Raw genomic sequence first — 19,184 nt, 5'->3', positions numbered from 1 at the left:
CGCGGTGACCCCGGTGACCAGCGCCTAAACGCCGGGGCGACCGTCGAGGGCGAGGTCGACGCGCAGGCGGACGGTGGTGCCGGTGTCCGGGCTGTCGATGGCCACCTCGTCGACCAGCCCGCGCATCATGGTCAGGCCGTGCCCCCTGGTGCTCTCCGGGGACGGGTTCGGCGGGCGCCAGCGGCCCTTGTCGGTGACGGTGACGGTGAGGGTGTCCGGGGTGGCGGTGGCGCGCAGGACCGCGGTGTCGGTGCAGGCCTGGTCGCTGTGCTCGATGCTGTTGGCGCACGCCTCGCCGACCGCCACCATGATGTCGGTGGCCTGCTCGGCGTCGATGTCGCAGCGGTCGAGCCAGTCGCCGAAGGCGGCGCGGATGCGGGCCAGTTCGCCGGTGGCCGGGGTGAAGGCGAGTTCCAGCGGGCCGGGGTGGCGGTAGAGCAGCAGCGCCACGTCGTCGTCGAAGCCGGGGGCCGGGGCCAGCTCGCCCATCAGGTGGTCGGCGAGGTCGTCGATGGACTTGCCCCGCCCCGAGCGCAGCGCCGAGGCCGCCTGGTCGACCCCGTCGTCCACCGAGTGGCCGCGGCGCTCGACCAGGCCGTCGGTGTAGAGCAGCAGGGTGGCGCGGGCGGGGACGACGAACTCCGCCGCGGTCCGCCGCGGCGCGGGGTCGACGACCAGCGGCACCGAGCGCCCCCCGTCCAGCAGCCGGGTGGTGCCGTCGGGGAGCACGACCGCGCCGGGCGGGTGCCCGGCGCTGGCGTAGGTCAGGTGCCCGGTGCGGGTGTCCAGCGCCGCGCAGAACACGGTGGTGCAGATCGCGCCGGGCAGGCTGGTGGCGAACTGGTCGAGGTCGTCGAGGGTCTGGGCGGGGTCGGCCGAGCGCAGCAGCAGGGCGCGGCAGGCGCTGCGCAACTGGCCCATGACGGTGGCCGCGGGCAGGCCGCTGCCCACGCAGTCGCCGACGACGATGCCGATCCGGCCGTCGGACAGCTCCACCGTGTCGTACCAGTCGCCGCCCACGCTCAGCGGTCGGGTCGCGGGCTCGTAGCGGGCGGCGATGCCGATCGGCAGCAGCGGCGGCCCGAGGATCGCCCGTTGCAGCGCCAGCGCCGCCTCGCGCTGCTGGTCGATCTGGTGGGCGCGCTGCACCCCCTGCCCGAGGCGCCCGGCGAGCAGGGACAGCAGGGTGCGGTCCTCGGCCCCGACGCGGCGGCGCCCGCGTAGGTCGATCCGGATGCCCAGGATGCCGTCCGGGTGCTCCATGGCGATGGCGACGAACCCCTCCGGGCTGATCGCGGGGGTCAGCGGCGGCAGCCCGGCCACGTCCAGCATCGCGGTCCGGGTCGCCTGGTCCAGCCGCTCCCACTCCACCGGCCCGGTGAAGTCGCCGCCGTCGCCGAACACCTCCGGGTCGCCCGAGCGCCGGAAGGTCACGGCGAGGGCGTGCTCGGCGAGCCAGAGCGCGCGCAGCAGGGGCAGCACGGTCCGCACCGCCTCCGCGGCGGTGTCCGCCTGCGACAGGGCCGCGTTGAGCCGGGCCAGGGCGGTCTCGCGCTGGATGGCGTGGTGCTCGTCGGTGATGTCGCGGAAGGTGCCGACCACCACCCGCTTGCCGGTCTCCGGGTCCTCCAGCGGGGCGAAGGAGGCGGAGATCCACAGGTCGCGGCCGTCGCGGTGGATCGCGGGCAGTTCGCAGGTGTCCGCCGAGTCGACCATGACCCGGTCGAACACCTCCCGCACCCGGCGGTGGGCGTCGGGGTCGGCGTCGGGGTCGGGCCACCAGGGGTGCGGCGGCCGGTACGGCAGGCCCTCCACCCCGTAGCCGAGGATGTCGCCGAACGAGGCGTTGGCCTCGACGATGGACCCGTCGTCGGCGCAGACGAAGAACCCCTCGTGCAGCGAGTCGACCAGCGCGGTCCGCCAGCGGGTGTGGTGGTTGCGCTGCCGGGCGAGCTGCACGCTGGCGCGCACCCTGGCCAGCAGCTCCGCCGCGGAGAACGGTTTGACCAGGTAGTCGTCGGCCCCGGCGGCCAGCCCCTCGATGGAGGCCTCCTGCCCCGCCCTGGCGGAGAGCAGCAGCACCGGGACCGCGGCGGTGCGGGGTTCCTCGCGCAGCGCGGCGACCAGTTCGAGCCCGTCGAGCCGGGGCATCATCACGTCGCTGACGATGAGGTCCGGCGGGTCGGCGACGGCGGCCTCCCTGGCGTTGACCCCGTCGGTGGCCAGGTCGACGGTGTAGCCGCCCGCGCGCAGCAGCCGGGCCAGGTAGTCGCGCATGTCGGCGTTGTCGTCGGCGACGAGCACCCGCGTCCGCCGCGGCGCCCGCACGGCCGCGGACTCCCCCACCGCGGGCAGCGTCACCGGCGCCCCGTCGCCCGCCCCGGCGCCCGCGTCCGGCAGCCACCGCAGGGCCTCCTGCACGTACGGGTCCGCGTCCGCGGTGGACGGGGTGCGCTCGCCCGCGGGTGCCACGTCCTCGGCGGGCAGGTGGTCGGCGCCCAGCGGCAGCCGGATGGTGAAGGTGGTGCCCACGCCCACCCGGCTCTCGGCGTCGATCGTGCCGCCGTGCAGGCCCACCAGCTCGCGGACCAGCGCCAACCCGATCCCGCTGCCCTCCCCGGAGCGGGCGCGGGCGCTGTGCACGCGGTGGAAGCGCTCGAACAGCCGGGGCAGCTCGTCCTCGGCGACGCCGATGCCGGAGTCGGCGACGGTCACGACCGCGTGCCCGTCCTCGGCGGCGGTCCGCACCCGGATCGCGCCGTCGAAGGTGAACTTGAGCGCGTTGGACAGCAGGTTGAGCACGACCTTCTCCCACAGGGAGATGTCCACGTAGACCGCGTCGGGCAGCGGCGGGCAGTCCACCTCGAAGTCCAGGCCCGCCCGCTCCACCGCCGACCGGAACACGCTCGACAGCTCCGCCGTCAGCACCCCGAGGTCGACCGGGGTGAAGCGGGCCCGCATCCGGCCCGCCTCGATGCGGGAGAAGTCCAGCAGCGTGTTCACCAGCCTGCCCAGCCGCAACCCGTTGCGGTGCACCACCTCCAGCTCCGCGCTCGCCCGCTCGTCGCCCGCCGCCGCGGCGGCGGTCCGCAGCTCCTGCAACGGCCCCATGATCAGCGTCAGCGGGGTGCGGAACTCGTGGCTGATGTTGGAGAAGAACAGCGTCTTGGCCCGGTCCAGCTCGGCCAGCTCCTCGGCCCGCCGCTGCTGGGCCTCGTAGGCGATGGCGGCGTTGACCAGGTCGGAGGTCTGGCGGGCCACCAGGGTCAGGAACGACCGGTACGCCTCGTCGAGCCTGCGGCCCGCGTGCGCGACGAGCACGACCACCCCGATGGTCCGCCCGCCGGTCTCCCCGGTGAGCGGCAGCACCAGCGCCTCGTTCGGCCGCTGCGCCCAGTCCCGGGTCGTCAGCCAGGGCGCGCGCTCGGCCACGTCGTCCAGCGACACCGCCTCGCCGCTGGCGAGCACCTCGGCCACCGGCCACGGCTCGTCCCCGGTCACGTCCTGGCTGGCAGCGGCCCGCCGCAGCCCGTCGGGGTCGCGCAGGTGCAGCGCGGCGTAGGACAGCGTGGACTCCGCCCGGCGCAGCACCTCGGCCACCAGGTGGCACGCCTCCGCGACGGTGCGCGCCCGGCCGGTCTGCGCGCCCAGGTCGTGCAGCACCGCCAGCCGCCGCTCGCCGACGACCTGCTCGGTGGTGTCGCTGACGGCGGTGAACACCCCCAGCACCTCGCCCGAGTCGCCGAAGACCGGGCTGTAGGAGTAGGTCCAGTAGGTCTCCTCCAGGTACCCGTGCCGGGCGGTCGGCAGCATCATGTCCTGCGACCAGGTGGCCTCCCCGGTGCGCATCACCGACTCCAGCATCGGCCCGATGATGTGCCAGATGTCGGTCCACACCCGCGACCCCGGCTTGCCCAGCGCCGGATGGTTGTCGCCCAGCGACGGCAGGTAGGCGTCGTTGTAGAGGAACACCAGCTCGCTCCCCCACCACACGATCATGGGGAACCGCGAGGTCAGGCAGATCCGCACCGCGGTGCGCAGGCTCTCCGGCCAGTCCGCGGGCTCACCCAGCGGGGTGTCCCCCCACGGGTGGGCGCGCATCCGCCGGGCCATCTCACCGCTGCCGGGGAAGAACAGTTCCAGCTCTCCCTGCGCACGCACCACAGAGGTCCTTCCCTGACAGGTCCCCGGCCCCGTGGTCTCGGGGGGTCGGCTGAGATCGTCCCACCCTGCCCCATCCGGGGGCGCCGCGCACACCGGACGGGCGACGCCGCGCGTTTGCCCGTGTCCCCACCGGGTAAGCGGGGGCAACGGTTGAAACCCTGATCCGCCCCGGAGGGCACCATGAAGGCAGTGACCTGGCACGGCAAGCGGGACGTCCGGGTGGACACCCACCCGGACCCGGTGATCCAGGACCCGACCGACACCATCGTGCGGATCACCTCGTCCGGGCTGTGCGGTTCCGACCTGCACCTGTACGAGGTGCTGGGCCCGTTCCTGACCGAGGGCGACATCCTGGGCCACGAACCCATGGGCGTCGTCGAGGAGGTCGGCCCCGGGGTGACGTCGCTGAAGGTGGGCGACCGCGTCGTGGTCCCGTTCAACGTCTCCTGCGGCGACTGCTTCATGTGCGGGCAGGGCCTGCACTCGCAGTGCGAGACGACCCAGGTGCGCGAGCAGGGCATGGGCGCCTCCCTGTTCGGCTACACCAAGCTCTACGGCGCGGTGCCGGGCGGGCAGGCGGAACTGCTGCGGGTGCCGTTCGCCGACAAGCTGCCGATCAAGGTCCCGGAGGGTCCGCCGGACGAGCGGTTCGTGCTCCTGTCCGACGTGCTGCCCACGGCGTGGCAGGCGGTGCAGTACGCGGCCGTGCCCAAGGGCGGGTCCCTGGCGGTCATCGGCCTGGGGCCGATCGGGGACATGTGCACCCGGATCGCCCGCCTCAACGGGGTCGAGAACGTGATCGGCATCGACCTGGTGGACGAGCGCCTCGCCCGGGTCACCGCCCGCGGCGTGCGCACCCTCGACCTGCGCGAGCACGGCGCGAAGCTCACCGAGGCGGTGCGCGACCTCACCGACGGGCGCGGACCCGACTCGGTGATCGACGCGGTGGGCATGGAGGCGCACGGCGCGCCGGTCGCGAAGCTCGCCCAGCAGGCCACCGGCTTCCTCCCGGACGCGCTGGCGGAGAAGTTCATGCGCACCGCGGGCGTCGACCGCCTGGAGGCCCTGCGCCTGGCCATCGACATCGTGCGCCGCGGCGGCACCATCTCCCTGTCGGGCGTCTACGGCGGCATGGCCGACCCGCTGCCGATGCTGACGATGTTCGACAAGCAGATCCAGCTCCGCATGGGCCAAGCCAACGTCCACCGCTGGGTGGACGACATCCTGCCGCACCTCACCGACGACGACCCGCTCGGCGTGGACACCTTCGCCACCCACAAGGTTCCGCTGTCGCAGGCCCCCGAGGCCTACGACATGTTCCAGCGCAAGCAGGACGGCGCGGTCAAGATCCTGTTCACCCCCTGACCCCACGACCACGGAGACCGTCCCCTCGCATCGCGAGGGGACGGTCTCTTCGTTGGGTGCGGGGGCTCAGCCGCGCAGGCGCAGCACGTCGGCGTCCGGGTCGAAGTCGACCAGGCCGTCGCGGGCGAGGTCGTGCAGCCAGTCGCGCATCGGCCAGTACCCGTGGCGGCGGCGGAACAGGTGGGAGTTGTGCACCATCTCCGCGGCCCGGGCAGGCGTCTCGCGGGTCGGCGGGTGGTACTGGTGGTGGGCGTCGGCGCCGCCGAGCCAGTACAGGCGGGCACCCGCCGCCGCGGCGGTGAGGGCGAAGTCGGTGTCCTCCGCGCCGTAGCCGCGGTAGCCCTCGTGGAAACCGCCCCAGCTCCGCCAGCTCTCCGCCGACACCCCGAAGGACAGCGACCAGAACAGCTCGAAGCGGTCATCGCGCAGCAGCACCCCGTCATCCGGGGCCGGGCGGCCCGGGTGCGGCGGAGCCAACGCGGCGAGCCCCGTCGCCGGGTACCCCTCAGGCGGCGGGGGTGGCAGGTAGGCCACGGGCCCGCAGAACAGCGCGGGCCCGGTCGCCGCGCTGACCGCCTCCCGGTAGCGCGAGACCGCCCGCGGACCCGGGATGCAGTCCACGTCCAGGAAGACGAGCACTTCCGCACCCGCCCCCATCGCCTCGTCCGCTCCCCGGTTGCGGGCCGCGGCGAGGGGCAGCGGCCCGCCGTGGTCCGGCAGCACCACCACGACCTGCTCGCACCCGGGGACCACGGGCGGCTCCGGCCGCTCCCCCATCCCCACGACGACGTGCAGGTCCGGCGGGTCAGCCGCCAGACCACGGCACTGCAACGCCAGGTGCCCCGCCCGCCCCCGGGTGATGGTGACGACCGCCGTCCGGCTCACCACGCGGCACCACCGAGGCGCCCGGGTACGGCACCGCCGCCTTGTGGCCACCGGTCCCCACCGCGACGCACAGCCCGGCGAAGCAGACTCCACCACCAGCCGATCACCAAGCCCCCACCCGCCACGCGCCAGTCTCCCTCCCGCGTCGCGACCGCCGCGCACACTCCGCTCACCGCGCGGAACCGCCAAGCTCGTCGAGCAGGGCGGCGGCACGAGCGGCACCGTCGCCCCGCGACCAGTGCGACCACCGGTCCCCACCGCGACGCACCGCCCGGTCGAGCAGCCCCGGCCACCGCTCGGCCGCGGGCCACGCCGGGACCACCACCGCCAGCCGCCCGCGCGACAGCGCCGCCGCGGTCGCCCGCTGCTCCCCGAATGGGCGCGGCTGCGGGATCACCACCGCGGGCCTGCGGGCGGCGGCCACCTCGGCGAGCGCGTTCTGCCCCGCGTGGGTCACCACCACCCCGGCCGCGCCCAGCGCGGGCCACGGGTCGGCCAGCCAGCCCCGCCACCGCAGGTTCCCCGGCCCCGGCTCGGCCGACGGCGGACCCGCGACCTCCCACTCCCACCCGGGCGTGGCCTCGGCGGCGGCGATCACCTCCGCCGCACCGACCTCGGTCCCCCCGGTGCCCCACAGCGCGAGCACCCGGCCCGGCCCCGGCGGGTCCGGCGCGGTCCGGTCGTCGAACCGCGACACCGCGCCCAGGTGGACCGCTTTGGCCGTCCAGGACGCGGGCCAGCCGGGTTGCGGCCGGGCGGGCCACGGGGCCAGCAGCCGCTCGGCGGCGTCGTAGGCGAGCCGGTGGGCCGGGTCGAGCCGGTCCCCTGGTTGCGCCATGACCACGACCGCCACCCCGTGCAACCGGGCGAGCAGCGCGATCTCCACGGACACGTCGGAGACCAGGGCGCGCACGTCGGGGCGGGCGAGCACGGCGCTCACCGCGGCCATCCGGGCGCGCAGCCCCTGGTGGCCGAGCGGAACCCAGTGCAGGGTGCCGTGCGCGGTGACGTCCGCCGTCGCGGTGTCCACACCGTCCGCGTCGTCCGGCAGGCGCACCCACTCCCCGGGCCAACCGTCGGGCTCGGGCGCGCTGGAGAGCCCGACGACCGGGGTTCGCAGTCGGCGGGCGATGGACACCGCGCGGTGGCGGTGGCCGCTGCCGTGGTGGTGCACGTAGTAGGCGATCACAGCGTCAGTCCCCCCGCACCAGTTCGCGGTAGAGGCGTTCGTAGCCGTCCACCATGGCCTCGACCGAGCAGGTGGCCTCGGCGCGGCGGCGGGCGGCGACGCGGTCGAGCCCGGACGCGGTCCGGATCGCCCCGGCCAGGCCCGGCACGTCGCCGGGGGCGGCGAGGGCGCCGGTGGCGTCGTCGAGCAGTTCGGGCAGGGCTCCCCTGGCGAACCCGGCCACCGGGGTGCCGCAGGCCAGCGCCTCGGCCACGACCAGGCCGTAGGGCTCGTCCCAGCACGGGGGGACCACGGCGACGGTGGCCGACCCGACCAGGTCGGCGAGCGCGGCGTGGTCGAGGTGCCCGACGTAGTCGACCCCGTCGCCGAGCAGTGGCCGCACCCGCTCGCGGAAGTAGGTGGGGTCCGGGCACGGTCCGGCCAGCCGCAGGCCGGTGCCCGCCAGCCGGGCGGCGCGGATGGCCTCCTCCGGGCCCTTCTCCGGGACGACGCGGCCGGACCACACCGGCGGCCCGCCCCCGGGCCCGGGTCGCCACCGGTCCAGGTCGACGCCGTTGCGGATGACGGTGCTCACCGGCACGCTGCCCCGCCACTCGTCGGCGGTGTGCTGGCTGACGGCGGCGAAGTGGGCGCACGTGCCGGGTTCGATGCCCAGCGCGGACTCCAACCACGGCGTCGGCGGGGTGTGCAGGGTGGTCAGCAGCGGCGCGGTGAGGCTGGAGGCCATGGCGATCGGCAGGTAGTGCAGGGAGTTGTTGTGCACCACGTCGTAGTCCTGCCCGGCGGCCAGGGAGAGCATGAGCGACAGGTAGGCGTGGTGCTCGGCCAGGAAGTACTCCGCGGGCATGCTGACGTCCTGCCGGGCGGCCCGCGACAGGGCGGGCAGCGCGCGCAGCACCCGGACGTCGAGACCCGGGTCGGAATCGGCGCCCGCGTAGACGTGCACCCGGTGGCCGCGGGCGCCGAGGCGGTGCGCGAGCTGCCAGGTGTGCGCCTCCAGGCCGCCCGCGAAGGGTTGGCGGATGGGGTAGCGGGCGGAGGCGATGACGGCGATGCGCAGCGGCGCCGTGCTGGGCCGCTCGTCTGCGCAGCGTGGAGTCGCCATGGTCCTTCCGGATCTGCCGTGCGGGAGCGTCGACCGCGGCACTGGAGCGTGCCGGGCCGGTGGGGAGCGGCGCCGGTGTCGGCGGTCCGCGCGCTCATCATCGGTTGGGTGGTGCGGGCGCACAACTCGAACGGGTGCTCACCGGCCCAGCAGGGCCAGTCGGGCGGCGTGCCGGGCCATCCCGCTGTCCACCCACCGCGGGTGGTCGGCGTACCAACGCCGTTGGGCCGTACGGACCTCCGCGTCGTCGACCGGTGTCCCGCCGACGATCCAGTGCTCCCTCGGTTCGACGTCCAATCCCAGCCCGGTGACCACGGCTTCGGTCAGCGGCGCGTGCACGCTGTCGAGCAGCACCCGGCCGGGGTCGGCGGCGTCGGCGGGTGCGCCGAAGGCCCGCTGCACGCGCCGGGCGAGGCCGATCAGCACCGGGTTCCCCGGGTGGTTCAGGGTGTTCGCCGCCGACGCGCCCGCGTCCCGCAGCAGGTCGGACACGGTGACGTCGACACCGGCCCGCCGTTCCCGCTCGGCGAGGTCGGCCACGGAGGCCGCCGCCACGGCGCGCACCGAAGCCGGGGACAGGTCCGGTTCCCAGGGCACCCCGGCGGCCTCGGTGAGGGTGCGCAGGTCGTGGTAGGGCACCACCGGCGGCACGAGCGAGCGGTCGTCGGGGTGGCGCACGATCGCGGCGAACGGGTGCAGCCCGTAGTGGCGGATGACCGGCCACCGGACCACTGCGGCATTCGGCGGCAGTCGAGTGAGGACCTGCCGGGTTCCCAACGGGAGGTCTCGGTAATCATCGCGGACCGGTTGTGTCGCAAACAACACAGTGCGCCCCAGGAGGGCGTCGAGGGCGGGCAGGTCGTCGGCCGTCAGCTCGTGCACGGGTGGGACGCGGACGGTGGGAACGGGGAACGTCGGCGAGCCCGCCAGCAGCACGCGCAACGATTCGGCCTGGCAGTTGCCGAGCACCACCGCGACCGGATCGCCGCCGGTGGTCGCCCCGTAGAAGTCCGCGTAGTGCGCTCGTCGCCCGTTGTCCACCGCGCGATCCTGCCCCAGGTGCGCCGTGGTCGCCGAAGTTTCGCCGAGGGCGGTTCGGGGAATACGCGCCAATGCCCGTGCCCTCACCCGCCATCCGGGTGGCCTCCGTCCCTTCCGGACACGTCTACGTGCGCCACCTGTCACCCGTCGAGGACGGCGGGGTGGTGCACCGGCTGCCGGCCCCGCCCGTCCCCGGCGCACCCGAGGGCCAGTGGTGGCCCTCGCCGCTGCTGGAGGGGTCCTGGGTGGACGCGCACGCGGCCGAGTTCGACCTCTACCACCTGCACTTCGGCTTCGACGACCGCACCCCGGCGCAGTTGCGCGACCTGGTCGCCGCACTCCGCCGGGCCCGGCGCCCACTGGTGCTGACGGTGCACGACCTGCGCAACCCGCACCACCCCGATCCCGCCCCGCACGCCGCCGCCCTCGACGTGCTGGTACCGGCGGCGGACGCGGTGGTCACGCTCACCCCCGGCGCGGCGGCCCGGATCGCCGAGCGGTGGGGGCGCACGCCCGAGGTGGTCGCGCACCCGCACGTCGTCCCACTGGAGTTGCTGGCAGGCACCCGGGAACGCGGCCCCGGTTTCGTGGTGGGCCTGCACGCCAAGAGCAAGCGCGCCAACAGCGATCCCGTTCCGGTCGCCCGCGCGCTCGCGGCGGCGGTGGCCGCGCTGCCCGGCGCCCACCTGCGGGTGGACGCCCACGACGACGCCGGGGGTCGCGCGGTGGCCGCCGCACTGCCCGACCTGGACGTGCGGGTCCACCCGCCGTTCAGCGACGAGGAGCTGTGGGAGTACCTGCGCGGCCTGGACGTGTCGGTGCTGCCCTACCGGTTCGGCACCCACTCCGGCTGGCTGGAGGCGTGCCACGACCTGGGCACGACGGTCGTGGCACCGTCGTGCGGCTTCTACGCGGAGCAAGCGCCGTGCCTGTCCTACGGGATGGACGAGGACGGGTTCGACGCGGAGTCGCTGCACGCGGCGGTGCGGCGGGCTTACCACGAGCGGCCGGTGTGGCAGGCCCGTCACGCGGATCGGCTGCGCCAGCGCCGGGAGGTGGCGGACGCGCACGAGGCGGTCTACCGGGCGGCGCTGCGCGGGGTCCGGCAGGAGGTGGGGGTGTGAGGGTCCTGTTCCACGCCCCGGGCCCGGCGTCGCACGGGGTGGTGCGCCACTCGGCGCTGGTGGCCGACCTGGCGGCGGCCCACGGCGTGCGGGCGGTGGCGTCGAACCCGGACGTGGTCCACGCGCAGTTCACCGACGGCCTGTACGGCCCCGACACCCGCGCGGCGGCCACCGCGTTCGAGACCTGGGCGGCTACCGCCCCGCGCCCACTGGTCGTCACCCTGCACGACGTGCCCGGCGCCGACCCGGACCCCCGGCGCGGCGCCGCCCGCGCCGAGTCCTACCGGCGGGTCGTGGCCGCCTGCGACGCGGCGGTGGTCTCGTCCCGGCACGAGGCGGACAAGGTCGCCCGACTCGGCGGCGACCCGGTGCGGGTGATCGACCTGCCACTCCCCCACCTCCCCACTCCCGGTGATCGCCCGCCATGGGCAGCCATTCCGACACTGGGCGTCCTCGGCTTCGTCTACCCCGGGAAGGGCCACGCCGAGGCGATCACCGCCGCAGCCCGCCAGCCCACAAGACCCGCAGTGGTGGCCATGGGAGCGGTCAGCACCGGACACGACGACCTGGCCGCTTCCCTGCACACCCTGGCCGCAGACCTCGGGGTCCGTTTCACCATCACCGGCACCCTCAGCGACACCGAGATGGCATCCGCCGTGGCCGCCGTGACGGTCCCGCTGGCGCTGAACCGGGGCGTGAGCGCCAGCGGCTCCCTGCTGACCTGGCTCGCGGGCCGCCGCAAACCCCTGACCGCCCACGGCGACTACGCCGACGAGGTCGCCGCCCACAGCCCGGTGTGGCTCTACGACGACCTGGACGACGCGATCACCGCAGCACTGGCGGACCCGACCCGCACCACCCTGCCGAACCCGCCGCCGTGGCCGGACACCGGCGCGGCCCACCGGGCGCTCTACGACTCGGTCCACGCGGCCGTCCCGTGCTGACCGACGTCCTCGTGCCCGGCAACCGCTGGGACCTCCTCGCCCCCTACCCCATCCCCACCCCCCGGGTCAGCGTCGTCGTCACCCACTACGAACAACCCCACCAACTGCAACGCACCTGCCTGGCCCTGCACCGCCAAACCGCCCCACCCCTGGAAATCATCATCGCCGACGACGGCTCGGCCACCCCGCCCGCACCCCCCACCGGCGGCCCACCCACCCGCGTCGTGCGCCAACCCGACCGGGGCTTCCGAGCAGCCGCCGCCCGCAACCTGGGCGCCCGCCACAGCTCCGGCGAAGTCCTGGTCTTCCTCGACGCCGACACCGTCCCCGAACCGGACTTCCTCCGCGAGATCGTCGCAACGGTTTCCCGCTGCCCCGACGCCCTGGCCGTCGGCCGCCGCAGGCACGCGGACTTCACCGGCACGGCACCGGATGCCCACCCCGCCACCGCCACCCACCTCCCCGAACCCACCTGGCTGACCGAGGGCTACACGACGAGCCGAAACCTCCTCGACGCCGACGGCCGCAGCTTCCGCCACGTCATCAGCGCCCTCCTGGCCTGCCGCAAAACCCTCTTCGAGGAACTGGAAGGCTTCGACGAACGCTTCACCGGCTACGGCGGCGAAGACTGGGACCTCGGCTACCGCGCCTGGAACGCAGGAGCAGTCCTGGTCCACGAACGCTCAGCCACCGCCTGGCACGACGGCCCCGACTGGGAAGGCCGGGACTCCGACCGCGAGGCACTGGACCGCCAGAGCGCCCGCCTGGCCGCCCTCATCCCCGAACCCACCACCCGGGGCGCAGCCCTCCCGATCGACCTCCCCGACGTCCTGGTGGACCTGTCCCCCACAGCCGACCCCTTCCGCACCACCCATTCCCTGCTGCGCCAAGACTTCCGAGACCTGAAAATCCGCCTGCCTCCAGATGCCGACCCAGCAGCTCTGGAACTCTACGGCCGCACCGCACAAACCGAGGCGTGGTCCCCCGACCAACTCCGCCGCTGCCGAGCCCGCCTGCACGCACGCGCCCCCCTGCCCCCCGGTGCTGTCACAACCGCGATGAACCTGTTGGTGGACAAGGACCTCGCCCAGGTGACGCTGACCGCCACCGGTGACGAGGTCGCCACCCTCACCAGCACCCGCAGCACCGCCCGAGCCCACCGCTGGCGCAACCGGTTCTCCTCCGAGGAAATCCGCGACCAGTTCGGCACCGCCCACATCGAAACCGGCCCCCCACCACCACCGCGCACAACACTGGCGGGCTTCTTCGAAAAGCGCGACCCCAGCACCCCCCAGCCCTAGAGTCATGGCCACCAAGCCACGCCGAACCCCACCAGCGCAGCCGCCGACCACCCCGAAACCACCTGCCCGGTTACGCGAATGCCCGGGTGGGTGAATGTGTTTGGTCGGGGGTGGCGATCATGTGCAAGCCTGTCTGGGCGGTGGGGCATCCCTTCAGCCCCACCCTGTCACGCTGGGCCACATGATCGCCGTAGGGGCCCCGACCAAGCACATCCACCCAACCGGGCACCAGTGACAAACTCCCGCTCCTGAGCCGAAGCACATCCACCCACCCCGGGCACCCCACCAAAACCTGCCTCAGGGATCGCGACGCGGCAGCGGCTCCACCGCAGGCCCCTCCAGCACAGCCCCGTCGACGTCGAACCGGGAGCCGTGGCACGGGCAGTCCCAGCTCCGCTCAGCCCCGTTGAACCGCACCAAACACCCCAGGTGCGTGCAGCGCAACGACACCGCGTGCACCACCCCGGCCTGATCCCGGTAAACCCCCTTCTTCCCCGCCCCATCAGACACCACGCGCCCTTCATCCACCGGCACATCAGCGCTGGCAGAGGCATCAGAGGTGGCAAGCCGATCCCCGACGATGTCCTTGGCAACCTTCAAGTTCTGCTGCACCAACGTCGGCGCACTGCGCAAGCTCACCCGGTGCGGCGAGAACAACTCCGCGTGCGCGCTGTCCACCCCGGTGATCCGGTCGGCCAGCACCTCACCGGCGACGCTGCCCATCGCCAGGCCCCACTTCGCGAACCCGGTCGCCACCCACAGCCGCGCCGACCCCGGCAGGTAGGAGCCCACCATCGGCAGGTTGTCGTAGGGCTTGGGGTCCTGCGCCGACCACCGGTGGGTGACCTCGGCGACGTCGAAGTGCCGGTGGGCGAAGTCGGCGAGCGCGGTGTACCGCCCGGCGTCGACCCCCCGCTCCCCAGCCGGGTGGCCCTGGCCGCCGACGATCAGGTGATCGCCGTGGCGGCTGAACGACCACGACTCGCTGCCCGCGCTGATCGCCAGGTCGTGCGGCGGTGTGCCGGACCGCAGCCGGGCCGCGACGCAGTAGGACCGCTCGGCGTCGAGGCGGGCGAAGAACAGGCCCCGGTCGAGCATCGGGTAGTGGGTGGCGACGACCACCTGTTCCGCGACGACCTCCCCGTCGGCCGTGCTCACCCGGTAGGGCGTGGTGACGGACACGGAGCGCACGCGGCTGCGCTCGTGGATGCGCCCGCCCCCGGCGGTGAACGCGGCGGCGAGGCCGCGCACGTACTTCGCGGGGTGCAGCACGATCTGGTCCGGCAGCCGCACCGCGCCGTGGGTCGGGAACGGAAGGTCGAGCTGTTCGGTCCACTCGACCGCCAGCCCGGCCCGGTCGGCGGACCGCATCTCCGCTTCGACCGTGGCCCGTTCGTCCTGCGCGTAGGCGAAGGTCGCGGCCGGTGCCCGTTGCAGGTCGCAGTCGACGCCCTCGGCCAGGGTGGAGACCACGCGCACGCCCGCGGTGGCGGCGGAGGCGTACCCGGCGGCGGTGAGGGCGCCGTGGCGCTGTTCGATCGTGGAGTACATCGTGGACTGCAACGCGGTGACCTTGGCGGTGTTGTTCCCGCTGACCCCGCCGCCGACCCGTTCGGCCTCGATCACGACGACGTCGACCCCGCGCCGTTGCAGCAGCAGGGCGGTCGTCAGCCCGGCGATGCCGCCGCCGATCACCGCCACCTCCGCCCGCTGCTCACCGGTGAGCGGCAGGTGCTCGACGGTCGTCTCGCCCAACCACAGGGACTGCTCGGCGGTGGTGGTCACGAGCGGACCCCCGAGTCGTGGAGGTGGGCCCGGCAGGTCAGCGAGAGCGGCACGACGACGCCTTTCCTCGGAGTTCACGCGGGTGGTGGTGCACCCAGCGGCCAGGATTCCCCGCCCATCCGCGCTCTAACCCCGCACCCGGTTGACGCAACGCATCGGTTGCCATAGTGTCGCAACCAACCAGTTGCCACACTTCGGAGGAACCCATGGGCTTTCCCAACCGCATCGAGCGCACCCTGGACCTCGCGCACCCGCCTGCCAGGGTGTGGGCGGCGCTGACCACCGCCGAGGGCCTGGGCACCTGGTTCGGCAACGAGGCGCGCATCGACCTGCGGCCGGGCGGCACGGCGGCGATGAGCTGGACCGGCGGGCACAAGGTCGAGATGCGGGTGGAGCGGGTCGAGGAGCCGACCGCCTTCGGGTTCAGTTGGCCCCTCGAAGAACTCCCCGAGGACGACCCCCGCCGCACCTACGTCGAGTTCACCCTCGAACCCGCGGGCGACGGAACCCGGCTGACCGTGGTGGAGACCGGTTTCGCCCAGTTGCCCGACGACGCGCACCGCACGGCCTACGACTCGCACACCCAGGGGTGGGCGAGCGAACTCGGCGAGCTGGTCGACCACCTCGATGCCGCCTGACCCCGAGGCGGTAGCCGAACAGGTCTTCGTCGCCCTGGCCGACCCGAGCAGGCGCGCCATCCTGGCCGCGCTGGCCGCCCGGGGCCCGGCCACGGCCACGGACCTGGCGGCCCGGCTGCCGATCACCCGCCAGGCGATCGCCAAGCACCTGGCCCTGCTCGCCGACGCGGGCCTGGTCACCGCCGAACCCGGCGAGCGCCGCCGCGTGCGCCACCGGCTGAACTCCGCACCGATGCGGGTCGCCCAGCAGTTCCTCGGCGCGCTGGCCCGCGACTGGGACTCCCCGCTCGCCGCGTTGCGAGACCACCTCGACCGCACCACCGACCAACCCGACCACACCGACACCCCGGAGGCACCGTGACCGACAACCCGACACCCCCCTTCCTGCCCGCCGTGGTCGACCGGGCCACCTGGACCGCCGAACGGGAGGCGTTGCTCGTCCGGGAGAAGGCGCACACCCGCGCGGGCGACGAGATCGCGGCGGCCCGCCGCAGGCTGTCGATGGTGGAGGTGGACGCGGGCGCCCCGCTGGTCGGCCCGTCCGGCCCGGTCACGCTGCTGGACGCCTTCGAGGGCCGCGACCAGCTCATCGCCTACTTCCACATGTGGCACACCGGCCACCCCGCCGCCGAGCAGTGCGCGGGCTGCACGTTCTGCGCCAGCCAGGTCCGCGAACTGTCCTACCTGCACTCCCGTGGCGTCACCTACGCCGTCCTCTGCCAGGGTCCGTACGAGCAGACCGTCCGCTACCGCGACTTCATGGGCTGGGACGTGCCCTGGTACTCCGCCCAGGAGTCCGCCGAGACCCTGCTCGCCGGTCGCGGCCCGTTCCTGCTCGCCTTCTACGTGCGCCACGGGGACCGCGTGTTCGAGACCTACGCGACCAACGGCCGTGGTGTCGAGGCGATGACCCCGACCTATTCGCTGCTGGACATGACCGCCTTCGGCAGGCAGGAGGAGTGGGAGGACATGCCCGAGAACCGGTCGCAGGGGTGGACGCCCGACGGCGGGCAGATCGTCGACGGCCGCCCGACCGCCCAGTGGGCCCGGCTGCGCGCGGGCCACTCCGACGACCTGGGCGCCTGAGCGCGGAAAACTGGCTGTGCGCGGCACGACCGGGTGTTACGGTCGTGCCGCCACGTGGAGTGGATCAGCGGTGGATCACCCGGCTGTTATCCGGGAGGGCGCGGGTTCGAATCCCGCCTCCACGGCAAACCTGGTGTAGCTCAACGGCAGAGCACCTGGCTCGAGACCAGGCGGGTGCGAGTTCGACCCTCGCCACCAGGTCCCCCTTCTCATCCTGGAGTCCACAGTGTCCGACGACCCGCGCCAGTCCGCCTCGCCCGCGTACGCGACCGACCGGTTGCAGCGCGCCCTGCTGGGCGCGGCGCGGGCCGAGGACCCGGCGGTCCGCGCGCGGGCGGCGGGGAAGGTCCGCCGCTGGGAGCGGGTGCTGGCGGGCATGGCGGCGGGCCGGATCACCGTGGGCTCGCGCGTCCCGGTGGCGGGCACGCCCGCCTGGGTCACCCTGGAGGTCGTCACCGGCGGTTTCGCCACCGGCCGCCACCTCGCCGACGCCCCGCTGTCCGAAGAGGAGTCCCGGCGGGTGGCCGCGCTGCCCGCCGACGTCCCCGGCGACACCGACCGCGCCCGCCTGAACCACTGGTACCTGGGCGACGCCGGTCAGGCCGAGCTGCTGGCGGCGCTGCGCACGGGCCACTACCGGGTCGACATCCCGGAGGAGGCGGCGCTGGCGGTCGTGGCCCTGCTGCTGGACAAGGGCTTCACCGAGGCGGCGCTGGACCTGCTCGACGAGCTGCGCCCGTTCCTCGACCGGCTGCGGTTCACCCCCCACTTCCAGCCCACGGCCGCGCTGTCCGGCACCGCCGTGCGCCTGGCCACGGTCGCCGACGTCACCCGCTCCCTGGACGCCGTTGTCGTGCCGCAGCAGGTGGCCCTGATGAACCGCACGCTGGGCGTGTGGAACCCGCTCTACGACCGCCTCGTGGCGCTGTGGTGCCGAACCGTCGACGGCGACCTGCCGACCCTCGACGACGAGGGCGCACTCCACGGCGGTCGCCCCGGCACCCGCCTGCCCCCGGACTGGGCGGCGGAGCGGGCCGCGTGGCTCGCCGACTTCGAGCGCGCCCGCGCCGAGCACGGGTTCACCGGCAAGCACGCCCACCGCAAGGGCAACTTCACCCGGCTGCACCACGCCCTCACCGCCTGCCCGGCGGACTTCACCGCCCTCACCGCGCGGGACCTGGGCTGGGTCCGCCGCGCCCTGGCAGGCACGCTCACCCACCACGGCGCCCCCGGTTCCGCCGAGCGCGCCGCCGTCCGCGCGGACCAGGCCGAGACCGCCCGCACCCCGACCACTGCCGCGTTCGCCCGCGTCCTCACCCACCGCCTGCGCCACTACCCGGCCGACGGCGGCATACCAGCGCTGGAGCCCATCGCGGCCGAGGTGTCCGAGGCGGACACCGAGGGCATCCCGCCCGGTTCAGCCGTGCCACCGCAGTTGGTGCGCAAGACCGCCCGCGCGCTGGAGGCACCACCGGAGGAACTGGTGGCCCAGGGCGTGATCACCTCCGCCGACGTGCTGGCGACCGTGCTCCCCCAGTTGACCTCCCGCCTGACCGCCGCGAACTTCGCCGATTCGGTGGCGGCGGGCCTGCACGAGCGGCTCTACACCGCGTTCCGCCGCAGGCGCGGCCTGCTCCTGCTCAACCTGGAGCAGCAGGTCCGCTTCGAGGAACTGCCCTGGGTGTCCGCACTGGCGGTGCTGCGAGGGTCGGGCACCGGCACGGTGGCGGCCCGGCGCGCGCTGGAGCAGGCCACCAAGCTGACCCTGACCGCGTTCCCGCACGCCATCACGCCGAACCCGCTGGTCACCGAACTGCGGGCACTGGCGGCGCAGGCGGGTCTCAAGCCACCCCTGGTGCAGGAGGTGGCGGCGGACATCTTCACCGGCACGTTCACCCCGCAGTGGCACGCGGCGGCGCTCGTGGCGAGCGAGTTCACGGCGGGCACCCTCTACGCGTCCTACTACAACCTGCCGCCTGTCACCCGGTGGAGTGAACCGACCCGGAGCCGCTTCACCCTGCGCTGGGGCAAGAAGGTCGCCGAGGACTTCACCCACCTGTGCGAGGAGCGGGCGCGGGAGGCGGGCCGCAGCAGCTACCCGTCCGGCAACGGCACCCTGCTGGAGCAGAGCCAGATCCTCACCACGCACAACCTGGCCGTCCTGGTCCACGCGTTGGACCTGGGCGACTGGCTGCGCGAGCAGGCACCAGACCTGGCGGCACGCGCGTTCAGCGGTGCGGTGCGGTTGCTCGCCCAGCGCCCGGCCCACCACCACGCGGAGCTGATCCAGGTGAAGAACGCCGCCTACGCGTGGCGCCAGGCGATCTTCTTCCTGGGCTTCTGCGACCCCATCACCCAGCGCGCCCGGGTCACGGCCCTGCACGGCGAGGTCGCCGAAGCTGGCATCGGCGACCGCTTCGCGCCCGTCCTGGAGGGCCTGGTGCACGTCCTGGGCGGTGGCCGGTTCACCGAGGCGGGCACCACGCCGTCCGGCACCGGCCGCCGGTTCCTCGGCTGGGCCGCGTACCGCCACTGGTACATCGCCGGGCGCTGAGCG

14 protein-coding genes and 2 tRNA genes are annotated in these 19,184 nt (G+C 74.2%); 10 read left to right on the top strand and 6 right to left on the bottom strand.

What is annotated here, in order from left to right:
- Window positions 1-24: 24 nt before the first annotated feature.
- Complete coding sequence (locus tag DFQ13_RS01860) at window positions 25-4,161, bottom strand: SpoIIE family protein phosphatase (protein ID WP_233438221.1); 4,137 nt, start codon at window positions 4,159-4,161, stop codon at window positions 25-27.
- Between the two features lie 183 nt (window positions 4,162-4,344).
- Between DFQ13_RS01860 and DFQ13_RS01855 the strand changes: the two genes are divergently transcribed.
- On the top strand, window positions 4,345-5,529 hold the full coding sequence (locus DFQ13_RS01855) for a zinc-dependent alcohol dehydrogenase (protein WP_035281522.1): 1,185 nt from the start codon (window positions 4,345-4,347) through the stop codon (window positions 5,527-5,529).
- A 66-nt stretch (window positions 5,530-5,595) separates the two neighbouring features.
- On the opposite strand, the gene DFQ13_RS01850 is transcribed toward DFQ13_RS01855, so the two are convergent.
- From DFQ13_RS01850 to DFQ13_RS01835, 4 genes are all read right to left on the bottom strand, one after another.
- Window positions 5,596-6,414 carry a glycosyltransferase family 2 protein gene (locus tag DFQ13_RS01850; protein WP_110078806.1) on the bottom strand — a complete coding sequence of 273 codons (819 nt, stop codon included), beginning with the start codon at window positions 6,412-6,414 and terminating at the stop codon, window positions 5,596-5,598.
- Between the two features lie 169 nt (window positions 6,415-6,583).
- Window positions 6,584-7,603, bottom strand: a complete 1,020-nt coding sequence (locus DFQ13_RS01845; RefSeq protein ID WP_110078565.1) for a glycosyltransferase — start codon at window positions 7,601-7,603, stop codon at window positions 6,584-6,586.
- A 4-nt stretch (window positions 7,604-7,607) separates the two neighbouring features.
- A complete protein-coding gene (locus DFQ13_RS01840; RefSeq protein WP_110078564.1) occupies window positions 7,608-8,708 on the bottom strand; it encodes a glycosyltransferase in 1,101 nt (366 codons plus the stop codon).
- A 138-nt stretch (window positions 8,709-8,846) separates the two neighbouring features.
- Complete coding sequence (locus tag DFQ13_RS01835) at window positions 8,847-9,749, bottom strand: WcbI family polysaccharide biosynthesis putative acetyltransferase (protein ID WP_110078563.1); 903 nt, start codon at window positions 9,747-9,749, stop codon at window positions 8,847-8,849.
- A 71-nt stretch (window positions 9,750-9,820) separates the two neighbouring features.
- On the opposite strand from DFQ13_RS01835, the gene DFQ13_RS01830 reads away from it, so the two are divergent.
- From DFQ13_RS01830 to DFQ13_RS01825, 3 genes are read left to right on the top strand one after another with little or no spacing between them, the layout of a single operon-like run.
- The gene (locus DFQ13_RS01830; protein ID WP_110078562.1) at window positions 9,821-10,873 is read left to right on the top strand and encodes a glycosyltransferase family protein; all 1,053 of its coding nucleotides are present in this window, start codon (window positions 9,821-9,823) and stop codon (window positions 10,871-10,873) included.
- Window positions 10,870-11,817, top strand: coding sequence for a glycosyltransferase (locus DFQ13_RS33480; protein WP_181399795.1), 948 nt, complete (start codon window positions 10,870-10,872; stop codon window positions 11,815-11,817). Before DFQ13_RS01830 ends, DFQ13_RS33480 begins: the two co-directional genes overlap by 4 nt.
- Entirely contained in the window at window positions 11,811-13,118 is a 1,308-nt protein-coding gene (locus DFQ13_RS01825) for a glycosyltransferase family 2 protein (protein WP_181399794.1), read from the top strand. The genes DFQ13_RS33480 and DFQ13_RS01825 overlap by 7 nt, the downstream gene beginning before the upstream one ends.
- Window positions 13,119-13,415: 297 nt before the next feature.
- Here DFQ13_RS01825 and DFQ13_RS01820 read toward each other — a convergent pair whose 3' ends face one another.
- A complete protein-coding gene (locus DFQ13_RS01820; RefSeq protein WP_146241029.1) occupies window positions 13,416-14,903 on the bottom strand; it encodes an FAD-dependent oxidoreductase in 1,488 nt (495 codons plus the stop codon).
- A 206-nt stretch (window positions 14,904-15,109) separates the two neighbouring features.
- On the opposite strand from DFQ13_RS01820, the gene DFQ13_RS01815 reads away from it, so the two are divergent.
- From DFQ13_RS01815 to DFQ13_RS33475, 6 genes are all read left to right on the top strand, one after another.
- Complete coding sequence (locus tag DFQ13_RS01815) at window positions 15,110-15,541, top strand: SRPBCC domain-containing protein (RefSeq protein WP_110078560.1); 432 nt, start codon at window positions 15,110-15,112, stop codon at window positions 15,539-15,541.
- Window positions 15,531-15,902: an ArsR/SmtB family transcription factor gene (locus DFQ13_RS01810; RefSeq protein WP_052021025.1), complete on the top strand. Its 372-nt coding sequence runs from the start codon at window positions 15,531-15,533 to the stop codon at window positions 15,900-15,902. The genes DFQ13_RS01815 and DFQ13_RS01810 overlap by 11 nt, the downstream gene beginning before the upstream one ends.
- A complete protein-coding gene (locus tag DFQ13_RS01805) occupies window positions 15,899-16,627 on the top strand; it encodes a DUF899 family protein (RefSeq protein WP_110078559.1) in 729 nt (242 codons plus the stop codon). The genes DFQ13_RS01810 and DFQ13_RS01805 overlap by 4 nt, the downstream gene beginning before the upstream one ends.
- A gap of 53 nt (window positions 16,628-16,680) precedes the next feature.
- Window positions 16,681-16,752: transfer RNA gene (locus DFQ13_RS01800), tRNA-Asn, on the top strand.
- A gap of 4 nt (window positions 16,753-16,756) precedes the next feature.
- Window positions 16,757-16,828: transfer RNA gene (locus DFQ13_RS01795), tRNA-Ser, on the top strand.
- 25 nt (window positions 16,829-16,853) lie between these two features.
- Window positions 16,854-19,181, top strand: a complete 2,328-nt coding sequence (locus tag DFQ13_RS33475; protein ID WP_181399793.1) for a hypothetical protein — start codon at window positions 16,854-16,856, stop codon at window positions 19,179-19,181.
- Window positions 19,182-19,184: the final 3 nt, after the last annotated feature.

Source organism: Actinokineospora spheciospongiae, from assembly GCF_003182415.1.
In the GTDB taxonomy this organism is placed as follows: domain Bacteria; phylum Actinomycetota; class Actinomycetes; order Mycobacteriales; family Pseudonocardiaceae; genus Actinokineospora; species Actinokineospora spheciospongiae.
The sequence above is the reverse complement of the archived record's forward strand: the minus strand, read 5'-3'. Positions and strand labels throughout refer to the sequence as shown.